We start from the raw sequence: 18549 nt of genomic DNA on the forward strand, positions 1-18549 counted from the left end.
CTGACGTACGAGGAGCCCCCTATGACCGCGCCCGCCGATCAGCGGCTGCTCGCCGCCGCCCGTCAGGGCGACACCGAGGCCGTGCGCGCCGCACTCGACGAGGGTGCGCGGGTCGAGGCCCGCGACGCGGAGCTCCGCTCGCCGCTGCTGCTCGCCGCGCTCGGCGATCACGTGGCGGCGGCGCGGGTGCTCGTCGCGGCGGGTGCCGACGTGAACGCGCAGGACGCCCGGCACGACAGCCCGTGGCTGGTGACCGGGGTGACCGGCAGTGTCGCGATGATGCGGGTCCTGCTCGCGGCGGACCGGGCCCCCGACCTGAAGCTGCGGAACCGTTTCGGTGGGATCAGTCTCATCCCGGCGGCGGAGCGCGGCCACGTGGCCTACGTGGGTGCCCTCCTCCAGGAGACGGCGATCGACGTGGACCACGTCAACGACCTCGGGTGGACGGCCCTGTTGGAGGCGGTGATCCTCGGCGACGGCGGACGCGCCCACCAGAAGGTGGTGGCCCTGCTGCTCGCCGCCGGGGCGGACCGTGGCCTGGCGGACAGCCACGGGACCACCGCCCTGGAGCACGCGGAGCGGCGCGGCTTCGACGAGCTCGCGGCCCTGCTGAGCGGCTAGCGGGGCCCGGCCGAGGGTCCGCGTCCAGCCGGCCCGACCCCGGCCCGGCCCTCGCCCCGTTCCGGGCCCAGGCGGTCCGCCTGGGCGTCGGCGGCTGCCAGGACGCTGTCCAGGAGCCCCGGGAAGAGCGCGTCGAGATCGTCGCGGCGGAGGCTGTTCAGCTTGGCCGTGCCCTGGTAGGTCTGCCGCACGACGCCGCTCTCGCGCAGCACCCGGAAGTGGTGGGTGCTGGTCGACTTGGTGACCGGAAGGGCGAAGTACGAGCAGCTGAACGCCTCGCCCGTGCCACGCGCCATGGCGCGCACGATGCGCAGCCGGACGGGGTCGGACAGCGCGTGCAGCACGGGTCCGAGCCGGATGTCCTCGCGCTCGGGGTGCTCCAGGACCCGGGGACTGGTCGCGGTCGTCACGGCTGGGGCTCCACGGCGCTCGGGAATGGATGCCGCCATTGTACGAGCGCCCCGGCACCGCAGCGGGGCCGCCCGGACCCCCGTCGCGAGCCGCAACACGCTCCTCACCTGGGGCGGAGACGACTCCGGGGGCCGTTGTCAGTGGCCGGGTGCAGACTGGCCGGTATCCGTGACAAGGGCGTCCTGGAGGTGTCGGGCATGACCGACGTGCTACTGACCGTAGGGACCCGCAAGGGTCTGTTCATCGGCCGCGGGCGGGACGGCCGGTGGGAGTTCGACGATCCGCACTTCCCCGCGCAGGCGATCTATTCGGTCGGCATCGACACGCGCCGCGGCATCCCGAGGGTCCTCGTCGGCGGGGACAGTTCGCACTGGGGGCCGTCCGTCTTCCACTCCGACGACCTGGGAGCGAGCTGGAGGGAGCCGGCCGCGCCCGCGGTGAAGTTCCCGCAGGACACGGGGGCTTCGCTGGAGCGGGTCTGGCAGCTGCATCCGGCGCCCGCGCACTCCCCGGGCGTCGTGTACGCCGGGACGGAGCCGGCCGCGCTGTTCAGGTCGACGGACGGCGGCGAGTCCTTCGAACTGGTCCGTCCGCTGTGGGAGCACCCGACCCGCGACCGGTGGGTGCCGGGCGGTGGCGGCGAGGCGGTGCACACGGTCGTCACCGACTCGCGCGACCCGGACGCGGTGACGGTCGCGGTGTCGACCGCGGGCGTGTTCCGGTCCCGCGACGGCGGCGCGAGCTGGGCACCCGCCAACCAGGGGGTGTCGGCGGTGTTCCTGCCGGACCCGCACCCGGAGTTCGGACAGTGCGTGCACAAGATCGCCCAGGACGCGGGCGACCTGGACCGGCTGTACCTGCAGAACCACTGGGGGGTGTTCCGCAGCGACGACGCGGGCGGCCGCTGGACCGACATCGGCGCCGGGCTCCCCTCCGACTTCGGCTTCGCCGTCGCCGCGCACCCCCACCGGCCGGACACCGCCTACGTCTTCCCCCTCAACGCGGACTCCGACCGCGTCCCCGCCGACCGGCGCTGCCGGGTCTACCGCACCACGGACGCCGGAGCGACCTGGGAACCGCTCACGAAAGGCCTCCCGGAGGGCGCCCACTACGGCACGGTGCTGCGCGACGCCCTGTGCACGGACGACGGGGACCCGGCCGGCGTCTACTTCGGCAACCGCAACGGGGAGGTGTACGCGAGCGCGGACGACGGGGACAGCTGGCAGCTCCTCGCCGAGCACCTGCCGGACGTCCTGTGCGTACGGGCGGCGGTGATCGGGTGAGCGGAGGGCGCTGTCGGCGTGCGCCAGTAGAGTGACGGCGTGGCAGCACGACCGTTGAACGAAATCGTCGAGGCCGGGTGGGCGCACGCGCTCGCGCCGGTGGCCGAACGCATCGCCGGGATGGGCGACTTCCTCCGGCAGGAGATCGCCGCCGGGCGGACCTACGTCCCGTCGGGGGCGAACGTCCTGAGGGCGTTCCAGCAACCCTTCGACGAGGTGCGGGTCCTCATCGTCGGCCAGGACCCCTACCCGACCCCCGGCCACGCCGTGGGCCTGAGCTTCTCCGTGGCCCCGGACGTGCGCCCGCTGCCGCCGAGCCTGGAGAACATCTTCCGGGAGATGAACACCGACCTGGGCCTCCCCCGGCCCTCGAACGGCGACCTGACGCCGTGGACCCGGCAGGGCGTGCTGCTGCTCAACAGGGCGCTCACGACCGCCCCGCGGAAGCCGGGCGCGCACCGGGACAAGGGCTGGGAGGCGGTCACCGAGCAGGCCATCCGGGCTCTGGCCGCCCGGGGGAAGCCGCTCGTGTCCGTGCTGTGGGGTCGTGACGCCCGCAACCTGCGTCCGCTGCTGGGCGATCTGCCGGCCATCGAGTCCTCGCACCCGTCGCCGATGTCCGCCGACCGCGGCTTCTTCGGCTCGCGGCCGTTCAGCCGCACCAACGAACTGCTGCTGCGCCAGGGCGCGCAGGCCGTGGACTGGCAGCTTCCGTGACGACCGCGCCGGGCCCGGAGCTGGTCGTCGGGGTCGACTCCGGCGGCTCGGGTCTGCGGATCGCGCTCGCGCGGGCCGGGGACGGGACGGTCCTGGAGACGGTCTCGTCCCGCGAGCCCGTGCGCACCGGCACGGGCGGGATCGACGCCGGGCACCTGGCCGGGCAGGTGGTTCCGGCGGTCGACGCCATGGTGGGACGGGCCGGCGGCGGCCGCGTCGTGTCGGTGGCCGTCGGGGCGGCCGGGATGGCGACGCTCGGCGACCGCTTGCGGGCCGAACTGCCCGGGGCGCTCGAACGGGCCTGGGGCGTGCGGCGGCTGGCGCTGGCGGCGGACGCCGTCACCGCGTACGCCGGAGCCCTCGGACAGCGGCCGGGCGTGGTGGTGGCGGGCGGCACCGGGCTGATCGCGATCGGCACCGATCTGTCCGGCTGGCGCCGGGCGGACGGCTGGGGCCATCTGCTCGGCGACTGCGGCAGCGGGGCCTGGATCGGCCGGGCGGGCCTCGAGGCGGCGATGCGGGCGTACGACGGACGCCGCGGCGGGTCGGCCGCGTTGCTTTCGCGCGCCGAGGAACTGTTCGGCCCGGCCGCCGGGTTACCCGGGGTGCTCTATCCCCGCACCGACCGGCCGGCCGTACTGGCCTCGTTCGCGCCGGAGGTGGCGGGCTGCGCCGTCGCGGGCGATCCGGTCGCGACAGAGATCCTGGAGCGTGCGGCCGGTCACGTCGCGGAGGCCGCGGCGGCGGTCAGCCCCTCCGGCGTCGGGGTCGAAGTGGCCCTGACGGGTGGCCTGTTCGCGATGGGGCGGGCTTTGCTCGGACCGCTGCGCCAGGAGCTCGCCGTACTGCTCCCGGAGGCGCGCGAGGTGGCCGCGGCGGGAGATCCGCTGGCCGGCGCGGTGACGGTGGCCGGCGCGCTGGCGGAGGGCACCCTGCGCCTGCCGGAGGATCCGTTGCTGCTGCGAGTCGCCAGGTAAGCGGCGTTCCCTGCCAGTTCGGACATAGAGGGACAGAAGTCGCCCGACCGCACCTCAACGAACGCGGCATCGGACAAAACCAGTAGCATGCGGCGCCATGAGCTCCCCCACTGGGCCCAACCCCGGCCTGCCTGTACGAATGCCACGACCCCGCCAGTCCGGGCGGCACCGTCGCCCTGAACCCGTGGCGGCGCCCGAGGGCGCTCCCGCGCTGGTTCTCGCCGTTCCCGGCGTGCCGTCCGCCGCCATACGCTCGCTGGCCGAGGAGGTCGTGAGCATCGCCCGCTCGGAGCTGCCCGGCCTGGAGGCCGTGATCGGCTACCTGGACGGCGACGACGCCGAGTACCCGACCCTCGCCGCGGTGCTCACGCGGGCCGCGGCCCTGCGCACCGAGCGGTACGAGATCGCCGTGGCCGCCGGCCGCGAGGTCACCGCGCCCGAGGGCCCGGCGGCGGTCGTGGTCCCGCTCCTCGCGGGCCCGGACAGCGCCCTGACCCGGCGGATCCGCCAGGCGGTCATGGACGCGGGCAACAACGCCGAGCTGACCGATGTGCTCGGTCCGCACCCGCTGCTCGCCGAGGCGCTGCACGTGCGGCTCTCCGAGGCCGGTCTGGCCCGCGCCGACCGTGCCCGGCTGTTCACGGTCGCCACGGCGGCCGACGGCATCATCCTGGCCACGGTCGGCGGTGAGGAGGCGGTGCAGGCCGCCGGGATCACCGGCATGCTGCTGGCCGCACGCCTCGCGGTGCCGGTGATGGCGGCGGCGCTCGACCAGGAAGGGTCGATCGCCGCGATCGCCGAGCAGCTGCGCCACGCCGGTTCGGAGCAGCTCGCGCTCGCCCCGTACCTGATCGGCCCGGAGCTGGCCGAGGGACTGCTCGACGCGGCGGCGAAGGAGGCGGGCTGCGCGGCCGCCGAGGCGCTGGGCGCGTACCCGGCGATCGGCCGGCTGGTGCTCTCGCAGTACATGGCCTCGCTCGGCATCACCCCGCAGCAGAGCTCGCCGGTCCACTGACCGTCGGGGGAAGGGCCCGCACCGGAGGAATCCGGTGCGGGCCCTTCTCGCGTCCGACGGGCGCCCGGTGCGCGGCCGCCTGACCTCAGGGGACCCGGCGGCGCGCCCCTGCGGCGGCCGGCCGGGTCACCCGAAGACCACGCAGGAGGCGGCGGGGACGGGGATCGAGCCGGCCTGCTCGGGGAGGCCCTTCTCCGGGTCGACCGTGAACCAGGTGACGTCGCCCGAGCGCTCGTTCGCGGCGTAGAGGTGCCGGCCCGAGGGGGCGAGGGCGAGGTCGCGGGGCCACTGGCCGCCGCAGGGCACGGTGGCGACCAGGCGGGCGGCGTCGCCGGTCGGGTCGAGGGCGAGGACGGCGAGGGTGTCGGTGCCGCGTACGGCGGCCCAGAGGAAGCGCCCGTCGGGGGCGGCGACGACCTCGGAGGGGTAGGCCGGCCCGGCCGTGCCGTCGGGGACGACGGGGGTCTCGCCGAGCGGCGTGAGGACGCCCTGCTCCGCGTCCCAGCGGCACACGGTGAGGGTGGGTTCGAGCTCGTTCAGGACGTAGGCGTGGGTGCCGGCGGGGTGGAAGGCGAGGTGGCGCGGGCCGGTGCCCGGCCGCAGAGCGGTCGTCCCGTGCGGGCGCAGGGCGCCCGTGACCGGGTCGAGGGCGGCGATCGTCACGCAGTCGGCGCCGAGGTCCACGGCGAGGATCCAGCGTCCGCCGGGGTCGGGCAGCACCTGGTGGGCGTGCGGGCCGGCCTGCCGGTCGGCGAGGGGACCGGAGCCCTCGTGGCGCGCCTGGTCGGTGAGGGGGCCGAGGGGGCCGTCGGCGGTGCGGGGCAGGACCGAGACGCTGCCGGAGGTGTAGTTCGCGGTGAGGACGTGGCCCCCCACGACGGCGAGGTGGGTGGGGCCGGACGCCTCGACGGGCGCGGGGGCCCCGAGCGGCCGGGGTGCCGGTCCGGTGGCGTCGAAGGCCGCTGCGGCGCCTTCCTCGGTCTCGGAGACGGCGTAGAGCACGTCCGCGTCGAGCGCGAGGAACGACGGGTCGACGACGGCGTCGCTCTCCCCGGTGACCCGCAGCGCGCCGCTGTCGGCGTCCCAGTCGGCGGCGAGCACGCCGGGCCCGCCCGTCGACGTGAACGAGCCGATGAACGCCCGTGTACGGCGCTGTGCGCCGGCCTGTCCCGTCCGTGTGTCGCCCACGGCGCCTCCCCTGTCCTTCGGCCGGTCACGGCTGACCGGCCGTCGTTCGGGCCGACGGTAGCAGGCGGTCTAGACCAGACCGGCCCGAACGGCGGGGCACCGTGCCGTCAGGCCGCCGGAACGAGCGGGGCGCGCGGGGAGCTGCGCAGCGGGGTGGCGAGGTCCACCAGGGCGCGTTCGAGGCTGTGGAGATGGGCCAGGGCGGCCTCCGCGCCCGGGTGGTGGGGCGGGAGGTCGGACCCGGCGAGCTCGGGGCGGGCCGGGCCGGCGGGCGGGACCAGCGCGTGGACGGCGGCCTCGACGCGCCAGGCGGCGGCCGCGAGGCGGGCGTCGTGGGAGGCGTCGGGGTCGGCGGCGACGGCCGCGAGGCCACGGATCTCCCGGGCGCAGTCGTCGAGCAGGGCGAGCACCCGGCGGGCGCGGGCCTTGCGGGCGCGCAGCGGGCTGAGCGGGTGGACGAGCGGCGCGAGGGTGAGCCGGGCGCGGGCCAGGAGCAGGTCGAGCTCCGCGGCGTGCGGCGCCGGGTCGGCGTACGGGTCGCCGGCGAGGCGGCGGGCCGCGGCGGTGGTGCAGGCGTGCACGCAGGTGACGGCGCGCTGGATCCAGGCGTTGGTGGCCGCGTGGGTGGTCACCGGGAGGAGCGCGACACCGACGGCCGCGCCGAGGGCGCCGACGGCGGTCTCCTCGAAGCGGAGCAGCAGCAGTCCCGGGTGCAGGACGCCGAGCAGCCCGTACAGGAGCCCCGCCATGACGGTGACGAAGAACATCATCCAGCTGTACGAGAGCGGGGCGGTGTAGAAGATCCCGAACACGCAGCCGGCGACGAGCACCGCGGTCGGCGCGGCGGCGCCTTCCAGCGGCAGGGCGACGAGCAGTCCGGCGGCGATGCCGGTCACGGTGCCGACGACCCTGCGGAAGCCGCGGACGAGGGTCTCGCCGCGCGAAGCGGTGTTGACGAAGATCCACCAGGCGGTGCCGACGGCCCAGTACCAGCGGTCCTGCGACAGGATCTGCCCCGCGGCGAGGGCGACGGCACAGGCGGCGGTGGTCTGGAAGGCCTGTCGGGTGGTGTGCCGGTCGAGCCCGGTGCCGGGCAGCGGCGCGGGCGCGGCGGGCGGCGGGACGCGCCGCTCGATGCACCAGGCGACGAAGCGCACGGCGCCGGCCGCGCCGAGCGCGAGCAGTACGGCGCCGAACAGCTCCGGCAGCTGCGCGGGCAGCGCGTGCAGGAACTGCGTCACGAAGAACTGCATGAAGGCGAAGATGCCGAGCGCGTGTCCGCGCGGCCCCCAGCGGCGCGCGTACACCCCGGCGAAGACGACGAGCAGCCACGCGGTGTCGCGCAGCAGGGGCGTCCCGTGCAGGGCGGTCGCGAGCGCGAGGACGGGGAAGCCGGCGAGCGGCAGCAGCGCGGTGGTGACGGCCTGCCGGCGCACGGTGGGGTCGCCCACGGTGAACAGGGCGAGGAGCGCGGCCAGGCCCGCGGTGATCGAGGCCGTCAGGGACAGCCCGGCCAGTTCGGCCGCGGTGACGGCCAGGGCGACGCCGAGCACGGCGCGCGTGGCGACGCGCAGCCGGACCTTGCCCGGGTCGGGCGCCACGCACATCCTGCGCAGGATCCTGCCGCCGGCCGCCAGGCCCTTCTTCACGACGGTCGTCCCGCCCCCGCTGCCGTACACACACCCTCTTCGTCGTCGTGGCCGTCCCGGCCGGATCCGCATGGCTTCGGACATGGCGATGGCGCCGCGGGTCCGGGGCCGGCCACCTTGCCGGTCCGGCGCGTGCGCGGCGCCATCTGTCCAACTCTTCCAAGAGGAAAACACCGTTCCGCCCACTGGCTCAACCGACGGGCGGGAAGCTGGACCATTGGTACAGTCGAAGCAGCGGCGATTCGGCCAGAAGGGGGCCAACGGACCATGGCGGTGGACGAGCTCGACACGCGCATCCTGCGGCTCCTCATCGAGCAGCCGCGCACCAGCGTGCGCGAGTACGCGCGGATCCTCGGCGTGGCGCGCGGCACCGTCCAGGCCCGGATCGACCGGCTGGAACGCGAGGGGGTGATCACCGCCACCGGTCCCGTGCTCTCCCCCGCGGCGCTCGGCCACCCGGTGCTCGCGTTCGTGCACATCGAGGTCACGCAGGGGCACCTGGACGAGGTCGGGGACGCGCTGGCGACCGTCCCGGAGATCGTCGAGGCGTTCTCCATCACGGGCGGCGGCGACCTCCTGACCCGGGTCGTGGCGCGCGACGCCGGGCACCTGGAGGACGTGATCCAGCGGCTGATCCAGTTGCCCGGGGTGGTCCGCACCCGGACGGAGATCGCGCTCCGCGAGCGGGTGCCCCATCGGCTGCTGCCGCTCGTCGAAGCCGTGGGACGAAGGACGCCGTGAACGGGCCGCGCGACGTGGGCGTGGGGCCGGCCGGCGATTCCCGTTCACAGCTTCGTCCAGCCGGGTTGGCAGATACCAAGGCGACACCTCATATCTATTTGCAGATACGATGCCATCGACCCTAGAATGGCGCATATGCAGTCCTACACCATCGGGCAGGCAGCGCGACTGCTGGGCGTGAGCCCGGACACCGCGCGCCGCTGGGCCGACGCCGGCCGCGTCGCCACCCACCGCGACCAGGGCGGTCGCCGCCTCATCGACGGCCGCGACCTGGCCGCGTTCTCCATCGAGATCGCCCAGGGCGGTACGGGCGACGAGGAGGAGCCGTACACCTCGGCCCGCAATGCGTTCCCCGGCATCGTGACCGCCGTCAAGCTCGGCGACATCGCCGCCCAGGTCGAGATCCAGGCGGGCCCGCACCGGCTCGTCTCGCTGCTCACCCGCGAGGCGGTCGAGGAGCTGGGCCTCGAGGTCGGCATGCAGGCCACGGCGCGCGTGAAGTCGACCAGCGTGCACATCGACCGCACCTGACGGCGGCCGGAGACGAGGCCGCGTCCGAGCCGTGGGCTGTCCGTACCGGGGGGACGGACAGCCCCACGCGCCACGCCCGCCGGCATCGACCGCGTCCCGCCCGGGCCGAAATCGCTGTCCCGGGGCGGTCGTTCTGTGCCAGGCTGCCGGACGCATCCGCCGTCCACCCTGGAGCGTTCCATGTCTGTCCCGCCCCGCCTCGCCCCCCTCCTGGAACAGTTCGACTTCACCCTCGAACGGCTCGTGAACCGCCTCAACGGCCCGGTGATGAACAGCGGCAACGGGACGGACGTCCGGGTCGGGCCGATCACCGACGCCGAGTACCTGTGGGAGCCGGTGCCGGACTGCTGGTCGGTCCGCCGCCGCGAGGCCGGGCCCGGCCCGCGCGCCACGCTCCTCACCGGCACGGGCGACTGGGGCCGGGACGCGACCCCGCCGCCGCATCCCGAGCCGGCGCCGTTCACCACGATCGCCTGGCGACTCAGCCATCTCGTCGAGATGTTCGAGCTGCGCACCGACCACACCGCCGGCAGCCACAGCCTGACCCGGGACGACTTCCGCAGCCGTGGTGACGCGGCCTCGGCGGTCGCCGACTTCGAGGAGGCCACGGCGGCCTGGCGCAAGGCGCTCGTGGCGGTGACCGACGCCGACCTGGACACGGTGGGGTACAGCACCTATCCGCACGGCGGCGACGCCGAGGAGGCGTTCGTGGACGTCGTGTGGTGGATGAACCAGGAGCTGCTCCACCACGGCGCCGAGATCGCCCTGCTCAGGGACCTCTACCGGGCCGGGGGCCAGGGCGGCTGAGCCTGCTGCGCCCGGGTCCCGCGTGGGACGATGGGAGCAGATCCATCCTCGCGCGAGCAAGGAGGCGACATGTCCAGGATCAAGGCCTCCGTCGACATCGACCGGCGTCCCGAGGACGTCTACGCGTACGTGACCGATCCCACCCACCTGCCGGAATGGCAGGAGAGCGCGGTCAAGGTGAGTCGCATCGGCGGCACCCCCGGGGCCTCCGGGCAGAAGATCAGGGTGACCCGGCACATGGGGCGGCGCGACTTCGACACGAACGTGGAGCTGACCGCGATGGACCCGCCGCGGAGCTGGCAGGTCCACGGCACCGACGGGCCCGTCCGCCCCGACCTCCAGGGCACCATCGAGCCGCTCGCCAACGGCACGCGCTCCCGGGTCACCCTCGACCTCGACTTCGAGGGGCACGGCATCGGCAGGGCGCTCGTCCCCCTGGTCGTCAAGCCGGCGGTGCGCAAGGAGATGGCGCGGGACGAGCAGCACCTCAAGGAGATCCTGGAGCGCGGCGCCCCGGGCTGACCCGGCCGATCAGCCGGACCGTCAGCGGGCACCCGTCGCCTCGACCCCGTTCGTCGTGCGGGCGATCAGCACTGCCACGTCGTCCTGCGCCGGGCCCTCGGGAAGCCCGGCCAGGACCTCGTCGCACAGCTCGTCCAGCGGCCGGTCCATGTCCCGCAGCGCCCGGGCGAGCCGGTCCATGCCCTGGTCGAGGTCGCGCTCCCGGGACTCGATGAGGCCGTCGGTGTAGAGGACGAGGAGACCGCCGGTGGGCAGGGTGACCTCCTCGGTGCCGAATTCGTGGGCGCCGGTGCCCAGCGGGGTACCCGGCGGACCGTCGAGGAAGGTGATGGCTCCGTCGGGAGTGACGACGGCCGGCGGCGGGTGCCCGGCCCGGGCGATGGTCCAGACGGCCGTGGCCGGGTCGTGCACGGCGTACACGCAGGTGGCCATCTCGTCCTCGCCCAGGTCGGCCACGACGGCGTCCAGGGAGCGCAGCATGCGCGCGGGCGCGATGTCGTGGCGGGCCAGCGTGCGGACGGCGGTGCGGAGCTGTCCCATGACGGCCGCCGCGTGGATGCCGTGGCCCATCACGTCGCCGATGACCAGGCCGGTGCGGCCGCCGGGCAGGGCGACGACGTCGAACCAGTCGCCGCCGACGTCGTGGTCGCTGGCGGGGAGGTAGCGGCCGGTGAGGTCCAGGCCGGTGACGTCGGGCAGCTCGTTGTTGGTGAGGCTGCGCTGGAGGGTGAGGGCGGCCTGTCGCTGGGTGGTGTAGAGGCGCGCGTTGTCGATGTTGAGGGCGGCGCGGGCCACGACCTCGTCGATGAGGACCCGGTCCTGCTCGTCGAAGGGCGTGCGGGTACGCAGCCGGGTCACCGAGACCGTGCCGAGCACCTTGCCCCGCGCCACGAGCGGGACCAGCCGGGCGGAGCCGATGCGGGCGGACAGGTACCGGCGGAGGGCTTCGAGCCGGGGGTCCTTGATGAGCGCCGGGATGTCGCCGACGAACAGGTCCATGGCCCGGGCCTCGGTGATGACCTCCTCGTACACGGAGTCGAGCGGGATCTGGAAGGTCTGGCCGGGGGCGAGCATGGCGGTCGGCGCGCTGGGGTCGGGGAAGCCGGCCGCGAGGCGGCGCAGGACGCCGCGGGTGGCGGCGGTGGACTCGTCGGGCTCGAGGACGGATTCCAGGAGCTGGACGTCCGCCGAGTCGGCCAGCTGGGGCACGAGGAAGGCGACGACCTCCTCGGCGGTCTGCCGCAGGTCGAGGGTGGTGCCGATGCGTTCGCCGGCCTCGGCGAGCAGCGCGAAGCGCTGGCGGGCACGCTCGACCTCGATGTGGGCCTGCTGGCTCTCGGTGATGTCGATGACGGAGGCGATGATGCCGAGCGGTCGGCCGTTGTGGTCGAGGAGCGGGGCGTAGGAGTTGGACCAGATGTGGTCGTGTCCGGGGTCGGCGGGGGTACGACCGGCCCGGCGGGCGTCGATGACGGGGTGGCCGGTCTCGAGGACCTGGCGCATGAGGGATTCGAGCGCGCCGGCGTTGACGCCCGGCACGACCTCGGTGAGGCGGAGGCCCACGTGTCCGGAGGGCGGCACGCCGTTCATCCGGGCGAGGGCGTTGTTGACCCGGAGGAAACGCAGGTCGAGGCCGAGCGTGGCGAGGCCGATGGGCGACTGGGTGAAGAGCGATTCGAGGGCGGCGAGGGAGTCGCGCATCTTCAGGACCTGCGAGGTCTCGAAGGCGATGAGCATCGCGCCGGGGTGGCCGTCCGGGTCGACGGCGGGGACGATCCACATCTCCATGGCGACCGAGTGGCCGTCGCGGTGACGTACGGGAAGGGTGCCGACGACGGTCTCGCCGGACTGGACCTTGCGGGTCAGCCGCGCGGCCAGCTCGCGGTTGGCGCTGGGGACGAGGATCGGTACGGCGGGCCGGCCGAGGACGTCCTCGGGGCGGTAGCCGAGCAGGTCCTGCGCGGCCAGGGACCACTCCACGATCAGGCCCCGCGCGTTCTCCCGCCACAGGGCGACGGGCAGCAGGTCGTTGAGCACGCCCGCGTACCCGACGGCCGCCCGGGGCGGCTGCGGAACCCTGCTCGGCGACTGGTGAGTGTCCAACGCATCGACCTACGCATCGGCCGGGCCCTGTGGGGCACATCCCGCGATTCCTACCGAATCACCCTATCCGAGACATACCGGAGGGGCGCTGTGCAGTTCCGCCGACCGCGTCCGCAGGCCGCCCCGCCCCGCCCGGGGAAGCGCGGGGCACGGGCAAGCACGGAGCGGGGCAAGCACGGAGCGGGGGGGAAGCGCGGAGCGGGGGGGAAGCGCGGAGCGGGGAGGGGGCGGATTCCGTAGTTCTACGGATGTGCGGTGGCGGGCGGTTCTGTAAGAGTCGGGGGACAAAGATCGAGATGTCTGACTGCGCATCTCTGCACTTCGAGGACCCGAGATCGCCCCGCACAAGCCCCACACGTTCCAGGTCGATCTGCGCGGCCTGGTGGACCTGCTCTCCCGCCGCCTCTGCCCCAGCCCCCGCGTCTACCTGCGCGAGCTGCTCCAGAACGCCGTCGACGCCCTCACAGCCCGCCGCGCCCACCAGCCCGCCGCGCCCGCCCGCGTCCGCCTCCACGCCGACGGCACGGGACTGCGCGTCACCGACACCGGCATCGGCCTCACCGAGACCGACGTCCACACCCTCCTCGCCACCATCGGCCGCAGCTCCCCACGCGACGGCACCCACGGCCCGGGGACCGCCCGCACCGACTTCCTCGGCCGGTTCGGCATCGGCCTGCTCGCCTGCTTCGTCGTCGCCCGCGAGATCCGCGTCGTCTCCCGCTCCGCCCGCAGCCCCGACGCCCACCCCGTCGAATGGCGCGCCCAGGACGACGGCTCCTGCACCGTCCGCACCCTGACCCCCGACGCCCACCCCGAGCCCGGCACCACCGTCCACCTCACCGCCCGCCCCGGCGCCGAGGACTGGCTCCACCACGACCGCGTGCTCGCACTGGCCCGCGACTTCGGCTCCCTCCTGCCCTACGACATCCGGGTCGGCGACCAGCCCGTCACCGACCTGCCCGCACCCTGGGACCGCGACCACCCCTCCCCCAGCGCCCGCCGCGCCGCCCTCGCCACCCACTGCCGCGACCTGTTCGGCTTCCGACCGCTGGACTCCATCGACCTCGACCTGCCCCGCGCGGGCGTCCGGGGCGTGGCCTACGTCCTGCCCTGGCAGGTCAGTCCCGCCCACCGCGCGGGCCACCGGGTGCACCACAAGGGCATGCTGCTGACGGAGCGGGCGGACGGGCTGCTGCCCGACTGGGCCTTCTTCGTGCGCTGCGTCCTCGACACCGACAACCCGGGCCCCACCGCCTCCCGCGCACCGCTCCCCGTGGACGGGGCCCTGGCGGGTGTGCGCGACGCGCTGGGGCAGGCCCTCCGCGACTGGCTCGCCGAGCTCGCGGCGACCGACCGGGAACGCCTCACCCGGCTCCTCACCGTGCACCACCTGGGGGTGAAGTCGCTGGCGCGGCACGACGACGGGATCCTGTCGGCGGTGCTGCCCTGGCTCCCGTTCGAGACCACCGACGGACCGCTCTCCCTCGACGCGTTCGCCCGCCGCCATCGCGTCGTCCACTTCACCCGCACCGTCGAGGAGTTCCACCAGATCGCCGCCACCGCCGCCGCGCGGGGCATCGGCGTCGTCAACGGCGGCCACGTCTACGCCTGCGCGCTCGTCGAGCGGCTGCCCGTGGTGCGCCCGGGCACGGTCGTCGCCGAACTCACCGGCGCCCCGTTCGTCCCGCCGGCAACGCCCTGCTCAGTCGCACCTTCCTCGCCCTCCTCGACCGGGCCGTACGCATCCCGGGGAGCCGACCGGTCAGCCAAACGCACCCCGAGCCCCGAGTCCCGGGCCGGGGAACACGGGTGAGCCACCGGGGCGTCGGGCGGGCGTACGGGCGGGCCGGACGGGCCCGTCCCGTCAGCGCGTCGCGCGGGCCACGAGGGAGGCGAGAGCGGCCCGGGTCACCACCCCGGTCTTGCGGTAGACGCGGGCGACGTGGCTCTCCACCGTCCGGGGGCTGAGGGACAGCCGCTCGGCCACCGCCTGGTTCGTGAGGCCCTCGGCGACGAGCGCGGATATCTCCCGTTCACGGGGGGTGAGCGCGGAGAGCGGTCCGGCCGGAGCGACCGCCGGGGGGCGGGCCGGGGCGTCGGGGCCGAGGGCGAGAGCCCGGGTGCGGTCGGCCACGTCGACGAGCAGCCGTGCGCCGCCCGCGGCGGCCAGTCGGCGGCCCCGGCGCCACATCGCGGCCGCCCCGTCCCGGTCTCCGGACGCCCGCGCCACGGGCGCGGCGAGGAGCAGGGTGTGGGCCTCCCTGAGCGTCACCCCCGAGCGGGCGTAGTCGCGGGCGGCCTCGGCGAAGAGCCGGGCCGCGGCGGCCGGTTCGCCCGCGTGGGCGCTGAGCCTGGCGCGGCAGCGCAGGGCGGCGGCCCGCTGCACGGGCAGTCCGAGCCGGTCGGCCTCGCTCTCGGCCCGCCGGGCGGCGCGGCGCGCCTCGGCCGGGTCGCCGACGGCGAGCGCGGCGGTGACGAGGAGTTCGAGGAAGGTCGGCCGGAGGGACGGCTGGATGCGGGGCAGCCCGGGGCCGCCGCCCGCGGTGAGCAGGACGTCACGCACCCGGTGCGGGTCCTCGGTGACGGGGATCGCCGTGGCGAGCAGGCTGCGGGCCAGCGTGCCCCACCATCCGTCGGCGGCACCGACGGTCGCGGCGGCCTCCTCGGCCGCCGTGAGGGCCTCAGGGTCGCCGAGGGGGCGGGCGAACAGCACGATCGTGGCGCGGATCGCCCGGCTGAAGCCGATCACCTCGGCGCCGCCCAGGGTGTGGGCGAGGGCGAGCGACTCGTCGGCGAGGCGGAGGGCGCTGTCGACGCGGCCGGTCAGCGCGTGCACATACCCGGCGCACAGCAGCAGTTGGGACAGGGCGAAGGGACGACCGGCCCGGCGGGCCAGCGTGATGCCGCGGGTCGTGTGCCGTTCGGCGGCGGACCGGTCGTCCAGGAAGATCTCGCTCCAGCCGAGCCGCACCAGCGCCTCGCAGCACGCGGTGAGTTCGCCGTCGGTCATCGCGTCGACCAGCCCGGCCGCCGCCTGCGCGTGCGCCCGCGCCGCATCCGTCTCCCCCTCGTAGGCCTCGCCCAGCGCACCCAGCGTCAGCGCCTCGACCGCTCCGGTCTCGTCCCCCCGGAGCCGCGCGTCCGCGAGCACGGCGTCGAGCTCGCCCCGCGCCTCGGGGAACCGCGTCTCGAACAGGGCCCGACACCCCCACTCGACGACGAGTCGCAACCGCAGTGCGGCCCGTGGCCCGGGCGCACGCCGCAACGCGCGCCGGACGAGGGCGTCGGCTTCGCGGTACCGCCCGAGGTGCCGCTCCATGAAGGCGCAGAGGAGCACGGCCTCGGTGCGGGTGTCCTCGTCGCCGCGGGGCCGGGCGGTACCGCTGCGGGAGGCGGGGTGCTCGCCCCGCGGCGCGGCGGTGGGGGCCCGGTCCCGGTGCTCCGCGTCGGGCCGGGTCCCCGGGGGGCCGCAGAGGGCGATCAGCCGGTGCAGGAGGTCGCGGCTCTCCGCGACCTGCCCGGCGTGGCCCAGGGCTCGGGCCCGGCGGAGTTCCAGTGCGACGCGTTCGGGGTGGTGCTCGGCGGTGTGGGGCAGGACGCGGAGGACGACGGCGAGGCGGCGGGCGGTGAGGGCCGGGTCGGTGGCCTCGGTGGTCTCGGCGGCGCGCACCAGGTCGGCCGCCGCGGCCGGCTCCCAGCGGGTGAGGTACCGCTCGATGTGTCCGGCGCGCTCGGTCACCGGGGCGCCGTCCGCGGCCAGGGCCTCGGCCGCCCTCCGGTGGTACTCGCGGCGGCGCAGCGGATCCATCGCCCGGCGCACCAGTGCGGCGAGCACGGGGTGGCGCAGGGTCAGCAGGCGTCCGTCCGGGCGCGGGCGTACGACGTCGAGCCGCACCAGCTCCTGCACGGCCGTGGCGAGCCCTTCCCGGTCCGCGCCGGTCACGGTGGGCAGCAGGTCGGTGCGGGCCCCGTCCGCGAGCAGGGCGACGGCGTCGACGGCGGCGCGCGGCAGGGCGCCGAGCGGGGCGAGCTCGCCGAGCACGGCCGTTCGGGCGGCCTCGCTGCCGCGTCCGCCCGCCAGCGCGAGGAAGTAGGCCGGGTTGCCCCCGGACGCGGCGTGGAGCTCGGCCACCCGCTCCCGGGGCAGCGTCGGCGCGAGGTGTACGGCGCACTCCTCCTCGTCGAGCGGCCCCAGCGCCATCCTGGCCAGCGTCCCGCGCTCGCTCCCGCGGGCGAGCACGGCGGCCTGTCCGGGCGGCGCGGGGGTCTCGCGGCGTGCGAGGACGAGGAGCACGGGGGCCGCGACGGGGTGGCTCAGCAGGTGGTCGAGCAGGTCCAGCGAGGCGCGGTCGGCGCCGTGCAGGTCGTCCAGGAGCACGACGAGCCCCGGGCCGGCGGCACCGGCCAGCGTCTCGCTGGTGCGCCGGAAGAACCCGTACGGCTCCGGCCAGTCGCGCGGTCGTGCCCCGAGCCGGCGCCCGTCCGGCCCCATGGCCTGCGGGAACGGCTCCGCGCGCCCGGGGGCCGGCGCGGCTCCCGTCGGCGGACCGGGCTGCGGACGCTCGCCCGCCGCGCCGCCGCGCGGCTCCGCCGGCAGGTCGGCGAACGCGTCGGCGAAGACCTGGAACGGGGTGGGCGGCGTGCCGTCCGTGACGGCACGGCCGTGCAGCACCGTGAGCCCCGCGCGGCGCGCCCGGGCCGCGAACTCGGTGAGGAGACGGCTCTTGCCGATGCCGGGTTCGCCCGTGAGGTCCACGGCCGTGGGCGCGTCCGGCGCGCGGAGGCGCAGCGCCAGCAGCGCCTCCAGGCGGGCCAGTTCGGCCCGCCGCCCGGCGAAGGGCGCGCGGTCGACGCACCCCTCCTCGACGTCGGTGTTCTTCACCAGGTTCCCCCACGCGCCTCGTTCCCCGCCCCCCGTTGTACGTCACGCCACTGACAGCGGCGGCGGCGCCCCGGGCGTCGGAGGCCCCGCGTGGGCGCCGTGAACGCCCTGGTCCGTGGGGTGATCGCCGTACACGGGCTGATCGGGCCTCGCTCGTTCGGGTGACGGGGGAGGTCACGGGTCCGGGCCCGTACTGCCGGGCCGGGCCCCGTGCTTCACGCCTCCGCTGCCCCGTGCCTCACGCCTCCGCTGCGGCGCGGGCCGCGGCCGCGGCCCTGGCCTCGCCTTCCGCCCGGGAGCGCTTGCCGGTGCGGATGGTCCACAGGACGAGCAGACCGAGGGTGCCGTAGATGAGGAACGGGTTGGCCACCACCATCGTGTCCACGGACAGCACGGAGGAGAGGACGATGCGGACGGCGGCCTCGGCGAGGTACCCGACGCCCCAGACGATCGTCATCAGGCGCATGGTGGACCGGAAGCCCTCGAACTGCCACAGGCCGTTCCACCAGGCGTGGCTCTCGGCGGTGCCGTCGGTGGCGAAGCGGCGGCCGAAGTAGAACATCAGCGGCCGGGGCGCGAGCAGGGTGGCGAGACACAGGACGCCGAAGAGGCCGGTCACGGCCGAGTCCTTGACGAGCAGCGCCCGGGTGGAGTCGGCACCGAAGAGCGAGACGACGGCCGTGAGGGCGATGAAGAAGAGCGAGACGACGGCGAACTCGTCCATCTTGCGGTGCCAGGCGAGGTGGATCGCGGTGTCGAGGACCGGCCACGCTCCGCTGACGAGCAGCGCGGTGGCATCGCTCCAGCCGCGGTCGGTGAGCGCTCCGAACGTGAGGATGGGCGCCACGACGTTGAGGCCGATGGTGAGCGTCCAGCCGATCGCGGCGGCGGCGCCGGAGCGGGCCGGCCCCGCGGGTCGCGCCTGTGGTGCGGACATGGGTCCCCCTGGGTTCTTGCAGATCGGTGCGGCATCGGCACGCTAGGGCCGGTGACCGTGCCTCACAAGGCACATCCAGCCAAAATGATCTTCAAGTTGTCCGGAGCGTGGCACTCCGGATGGTTCCGGACCTTCCGCGCACGGCATCGCCCGAGCCGATCGCAT

15 protein-coding genes and 1 pseudogene are annotated in these 18549 nt (G+C 75.3%); 10 read left to right on the plus strand and 6 right to left on the minus strand.

The window, feature by feature from the left end; translation table 11 throughout:
* Positions 1-21: 21 nt before the first annotated feature.
* Complete coding sequence (locus tag AB0M16_RS29915; protein ID WP_365348403.1) at positions 22-621, plus strand: ankyrin repeat domain-containing protein; 600 nt, start codon at positions 22-24, stop codon at positions 619-621.
* Here AB0M16_RS29915 and AB0M16_RS29920 read toward each other — a convergent pair.
* Positions 618-1070, minus strand: a complete 453-nt coding sequence (locus tag AB0M16_RS29920; RefSeq protein WP_365348405.1) for a helix-turn-helix transcriptional regulator — start codon at positions 1068-1070, stop codon at positions 618-620. The two genes, AB0M16_RS29915 and AB0M16_RS29920, sit on opposite strands and share 4 nt — an antisense overlap.
* Positions 1071-1229: 159 nt before the next feature.
* Between AB0M16_RS29920 and AB0M16_RS29925 the strand changes: the two genes are divergently transcribed.
* The 4 genes from AB0M16_RS29925 (at position 1230) to AB0M16_RS29940 (ending at position 5024) form a co-directional block, all read left to right on the plus strand.
* Positions 1230-2315 carry an exo-alpha-sialidase gene (locus AB0M16_RS29925; RefSeq protein WP_365348407.1) on the plus strand — a complete coding sequence of 362 codons (1086 nt, stop codon included), beginning with the start codon at positions 1230-1232 and terminating at the stop codon, positions 2313-2315.
* A gap of 39 nt (positions 2316-2354) precedes the next feature.
* Positions 2355-3032: a uracil-DNA glycosylase gene (locus tag AB0M16_RS29930; protein ID WP_365348409.1), complete on the plus strand. Its 678-nt coding sequence runs from the start codon at positions 2355-2357 to the stop codon at positions 3030-3032.
* Positions 3029-4009, plus strand: coding sequence for a BadF/BadG/BcrA/BcrD ATPase family protein (locus AB0M16_RS29935; RefSeq protein ID WP_365348411.1), 981 nt, complete (start codon positions 3029-3031; stop codon positions 4007-4009). The genes AB0M16_RS29930 and AB0M16_RS29935 overlap by 4 nt, the downstream gene beginning before the upstream one ends.
* A gap of 97 nt (positions 4010-4106) precedes the next feature.
* Positions 4107-5024, plus strand: coding sequence for a hypothetical protein (locus tag AB0M16_RS29940; protein WP_365348413.1), 918 nt, complete (start codon positions 4107-4109; stop codon positions 5022-5024).
* Positions 5025-5150: 126 nt separating this feature from the next.
* On the opposite strand, the gene AB0M16_RS29945 is transcribed toward AB0M16_RS29940, so the two are convergent.
* Together AB0M16_RS29945 and AB0M16_RS29950 are read right to left on the minus strand one after the other, a co-directional pair.
* Positions 5151-6212 (minus strand): lactonase family protein, encoded by a 1062-nt coding sequence (locus AB0M16_RS29945; protein ID WP_365348415.1) that lies wholly within the window; start codon positions 6210-6212, stop codon positions 5151-5153.
* A 107-nt stretch (positions 6213-6319) separates the two neighbouring features.
* Positions 6320-7819, minus strand: coding sequence for an FUSC family protein (locus AB0M16_RS29950; protein ID WP_365348474.1), 1500 nt, complete (start codon positions 7817-7819; stop codon positions 6320-6322).
* Positions 7820-8128: 309 nt separating this feature from the next.
* Here AB0M16_RS29950 and AB0M16_RS29955 point away from each other — a divergent pair, with 309 nt between their 5' ends.
* The 4 genes from AB0M16_RS29955 (at position 8129) to AB0M16_RS29970 (ending at position 10462) form a co-directional block, all read left to right on the plus strand.
* The gene (locus tag AB0M16_RS29955; protein WP_365348417.1) at positions 8129-8602 is read left to right on the plus strand and encodes an Lrp/AsnC family transcriptional regulator; all 474 of its coding nucleotides are present in this window, start codon (positions 8129-8131) and stop codon (positions 8600-8602) included.
* A gap of 135 nt (positions 8603-8737) precedes the next feature.
* Positions 8738-9133, plus strand: a complete 396-nt coding sequence (locus tag AB0M16_RS29960; protein WP_365348419.1) for a helix-turn-helix transcriptional regulator — start codon at positions 8738-8740, stop codon at positions 9131-9133.
* A 180-nt stretch (positions 9134-9313) separates the two neighbouring features.
* Positions 9314-9940: a DinB family protein gene (locus AB0M16_RS29965; protein WP_365348421.1), complete on the plus strand. Its 627-nt coding sequence runs from the start codon at positions 9314-9316 to the stop codon at positions 9938-9940.
* A 69-nt stretch (positions 9941-10009) separates the two neighbouring features.
* A complete protein-coding gene (locus tag AB0M16_RS29970) occupies positions 10010-10462 on the plus strand; it encodes an SRPBCC family protein (protein ID WP_365348423.1) in 453 nt (150 codons plus the stop codon).
* 21 nt (positions 10463-10483) lie between these two features.
* On the opposite strand, the gene AB0M16_RS29975 is transcribed toward AB0M16_RS29970, so the two are convergent.
* Entirely contained in the window at positions 10484-12565 is a 2082-nt protein-coding gene (locus AB0M16_RS29975; RefSeq protein ID WP_365348425.1) for a SpoIIE family protein phosphatase, read from the minus strand.
* 310 nt (positions 12566-12875) lie between these two features.
* Here AB0M16_RS29975 and AB0M16_RS29980 point away from each other — a divergent pair.
* A pseudogene (locus tag AB0M16_RS29980) lies at positions 12876-14231 on the plus strand (HSP90 family protein); the annotation flags it as partial.
* A gap of 198 nt (positions 14232-14429) precedes the next feature.
* Here the strand turns inward: AB0M16_RS29980 and AB0M16_RS29985 are convergent.
* Both AB0M16_RS29985 and AB0M16_RS29990 read right to left on the minus strand, forming a co-directional pair.
* Entirely contained in the window at positions 14430-17447 is a 3018-nt protein-coding gene (locus AB0M16_RS29985; protein WP_365348427.1) for a LuxR family transcriptional regulator, read from the minus strand.
* Between the two features lie 238 nt (positions 17448-17685).
* Positions 17686-18384: a VC0807 family protein gene (locus AB0M16_RS29990; RefSeq protein WP_365348429.1), complete on the minus strand. Its 699-nt coding sequence runs from the start codon at positions 18382-18384 to the stop codon at positions 17686-17688.
* Positions 18385-18549 lie beyond the last annotated feature (165 nt).

It is taken from the genome of Streptomyces sp. NPDC051921, from assembly GCF_040680975.1.
In the GTDB taxonomy this organism is placed as follows: Bacteria; Actinomycetota; Actinomycetes; order Streptomycetales; family Streptomycetaceae; genus Streptomyces.

What these genes read in the sequence shown, in the direction of transcription:
- AB0M16_RS29915 (WP_365348403.1), top strand. Translation starts at nt 22, where the DNA reads ATGACCGCGCCCGCCGATCAGCGGCTGCTCGCCGCCGCCCGTCAGGGC.
- AB0M16_RS29920 (WP_365348405.1), bottom strand. Translation starts at nt 1,070, where the DNA reads ATGGCGGCATCCATTCCCGAGCGCCGTGGAGCCCCAGCCGTGACGACC.
- AB0M16_RS29925 (WP_365348407.1), top strand. Translation starts at nt 1,230, where the DNA reads ATGACCGACGTGCTACTGACCGTAGGGACCCGCAAGGGTCTGTTCATC.
- AB0M16_RS29940 (WP_365348413.1), top strand. Translation starts at nt 4,107, where the DNA reads ATGAGCTCCCCCACTGGGCCCAACCCCGGCCTGCCTGTACGAATGCCA.
- AB0M16_RS29950 (WP_365348474.1), bottom strand. Translation starts at nt 7,819, where the DNA reads ATGTGCGTGGCGCCCGACCCGGGCAAGGTCCGGCTGCGCGTCGCCACG.
- AB0M16_RS29955 (WP_365348417.1), top strand. Translation starts at nt 8,129, where the DNA reads ATGGCGGTGGACGAGCTCGACACGCGCATCCTGCGGCTCCTCATCGAG.
- AB0M16_RS29960 (WP_365348419.1), top strand. Translation starts at nt 8,738, where the DNA reads ATGCAGTCCTACACCATCGGGCAGGCAGCGCGACTGCTGGGCGTGAGC.
- AB0M16_RS29965 (WP_365348421.1), top strand. Translation starts at nt 9,314, where the DNA reads ATGTCTGTCCCGCCCCGCCTCGCCCCCCTCCTGGAACAGTTCGACTTC.
- AB0M16_RS29970 (WP_365348423.1), top strand. Translation starts at nt 10,010, where the DNA reads ATGTCCAGGATCAAGGCCTCCGTCGACATCGACCGGCGTCCCGAGGAC.
- AB0M16_RS29990 (WP_365348429.1), bottom strand. Translation starts at nt 18,384, where the DNA reads ATGTCCGCACCACAGGCGCGACCCGCGGGGCCGGCCCGCTCCGGCGCC.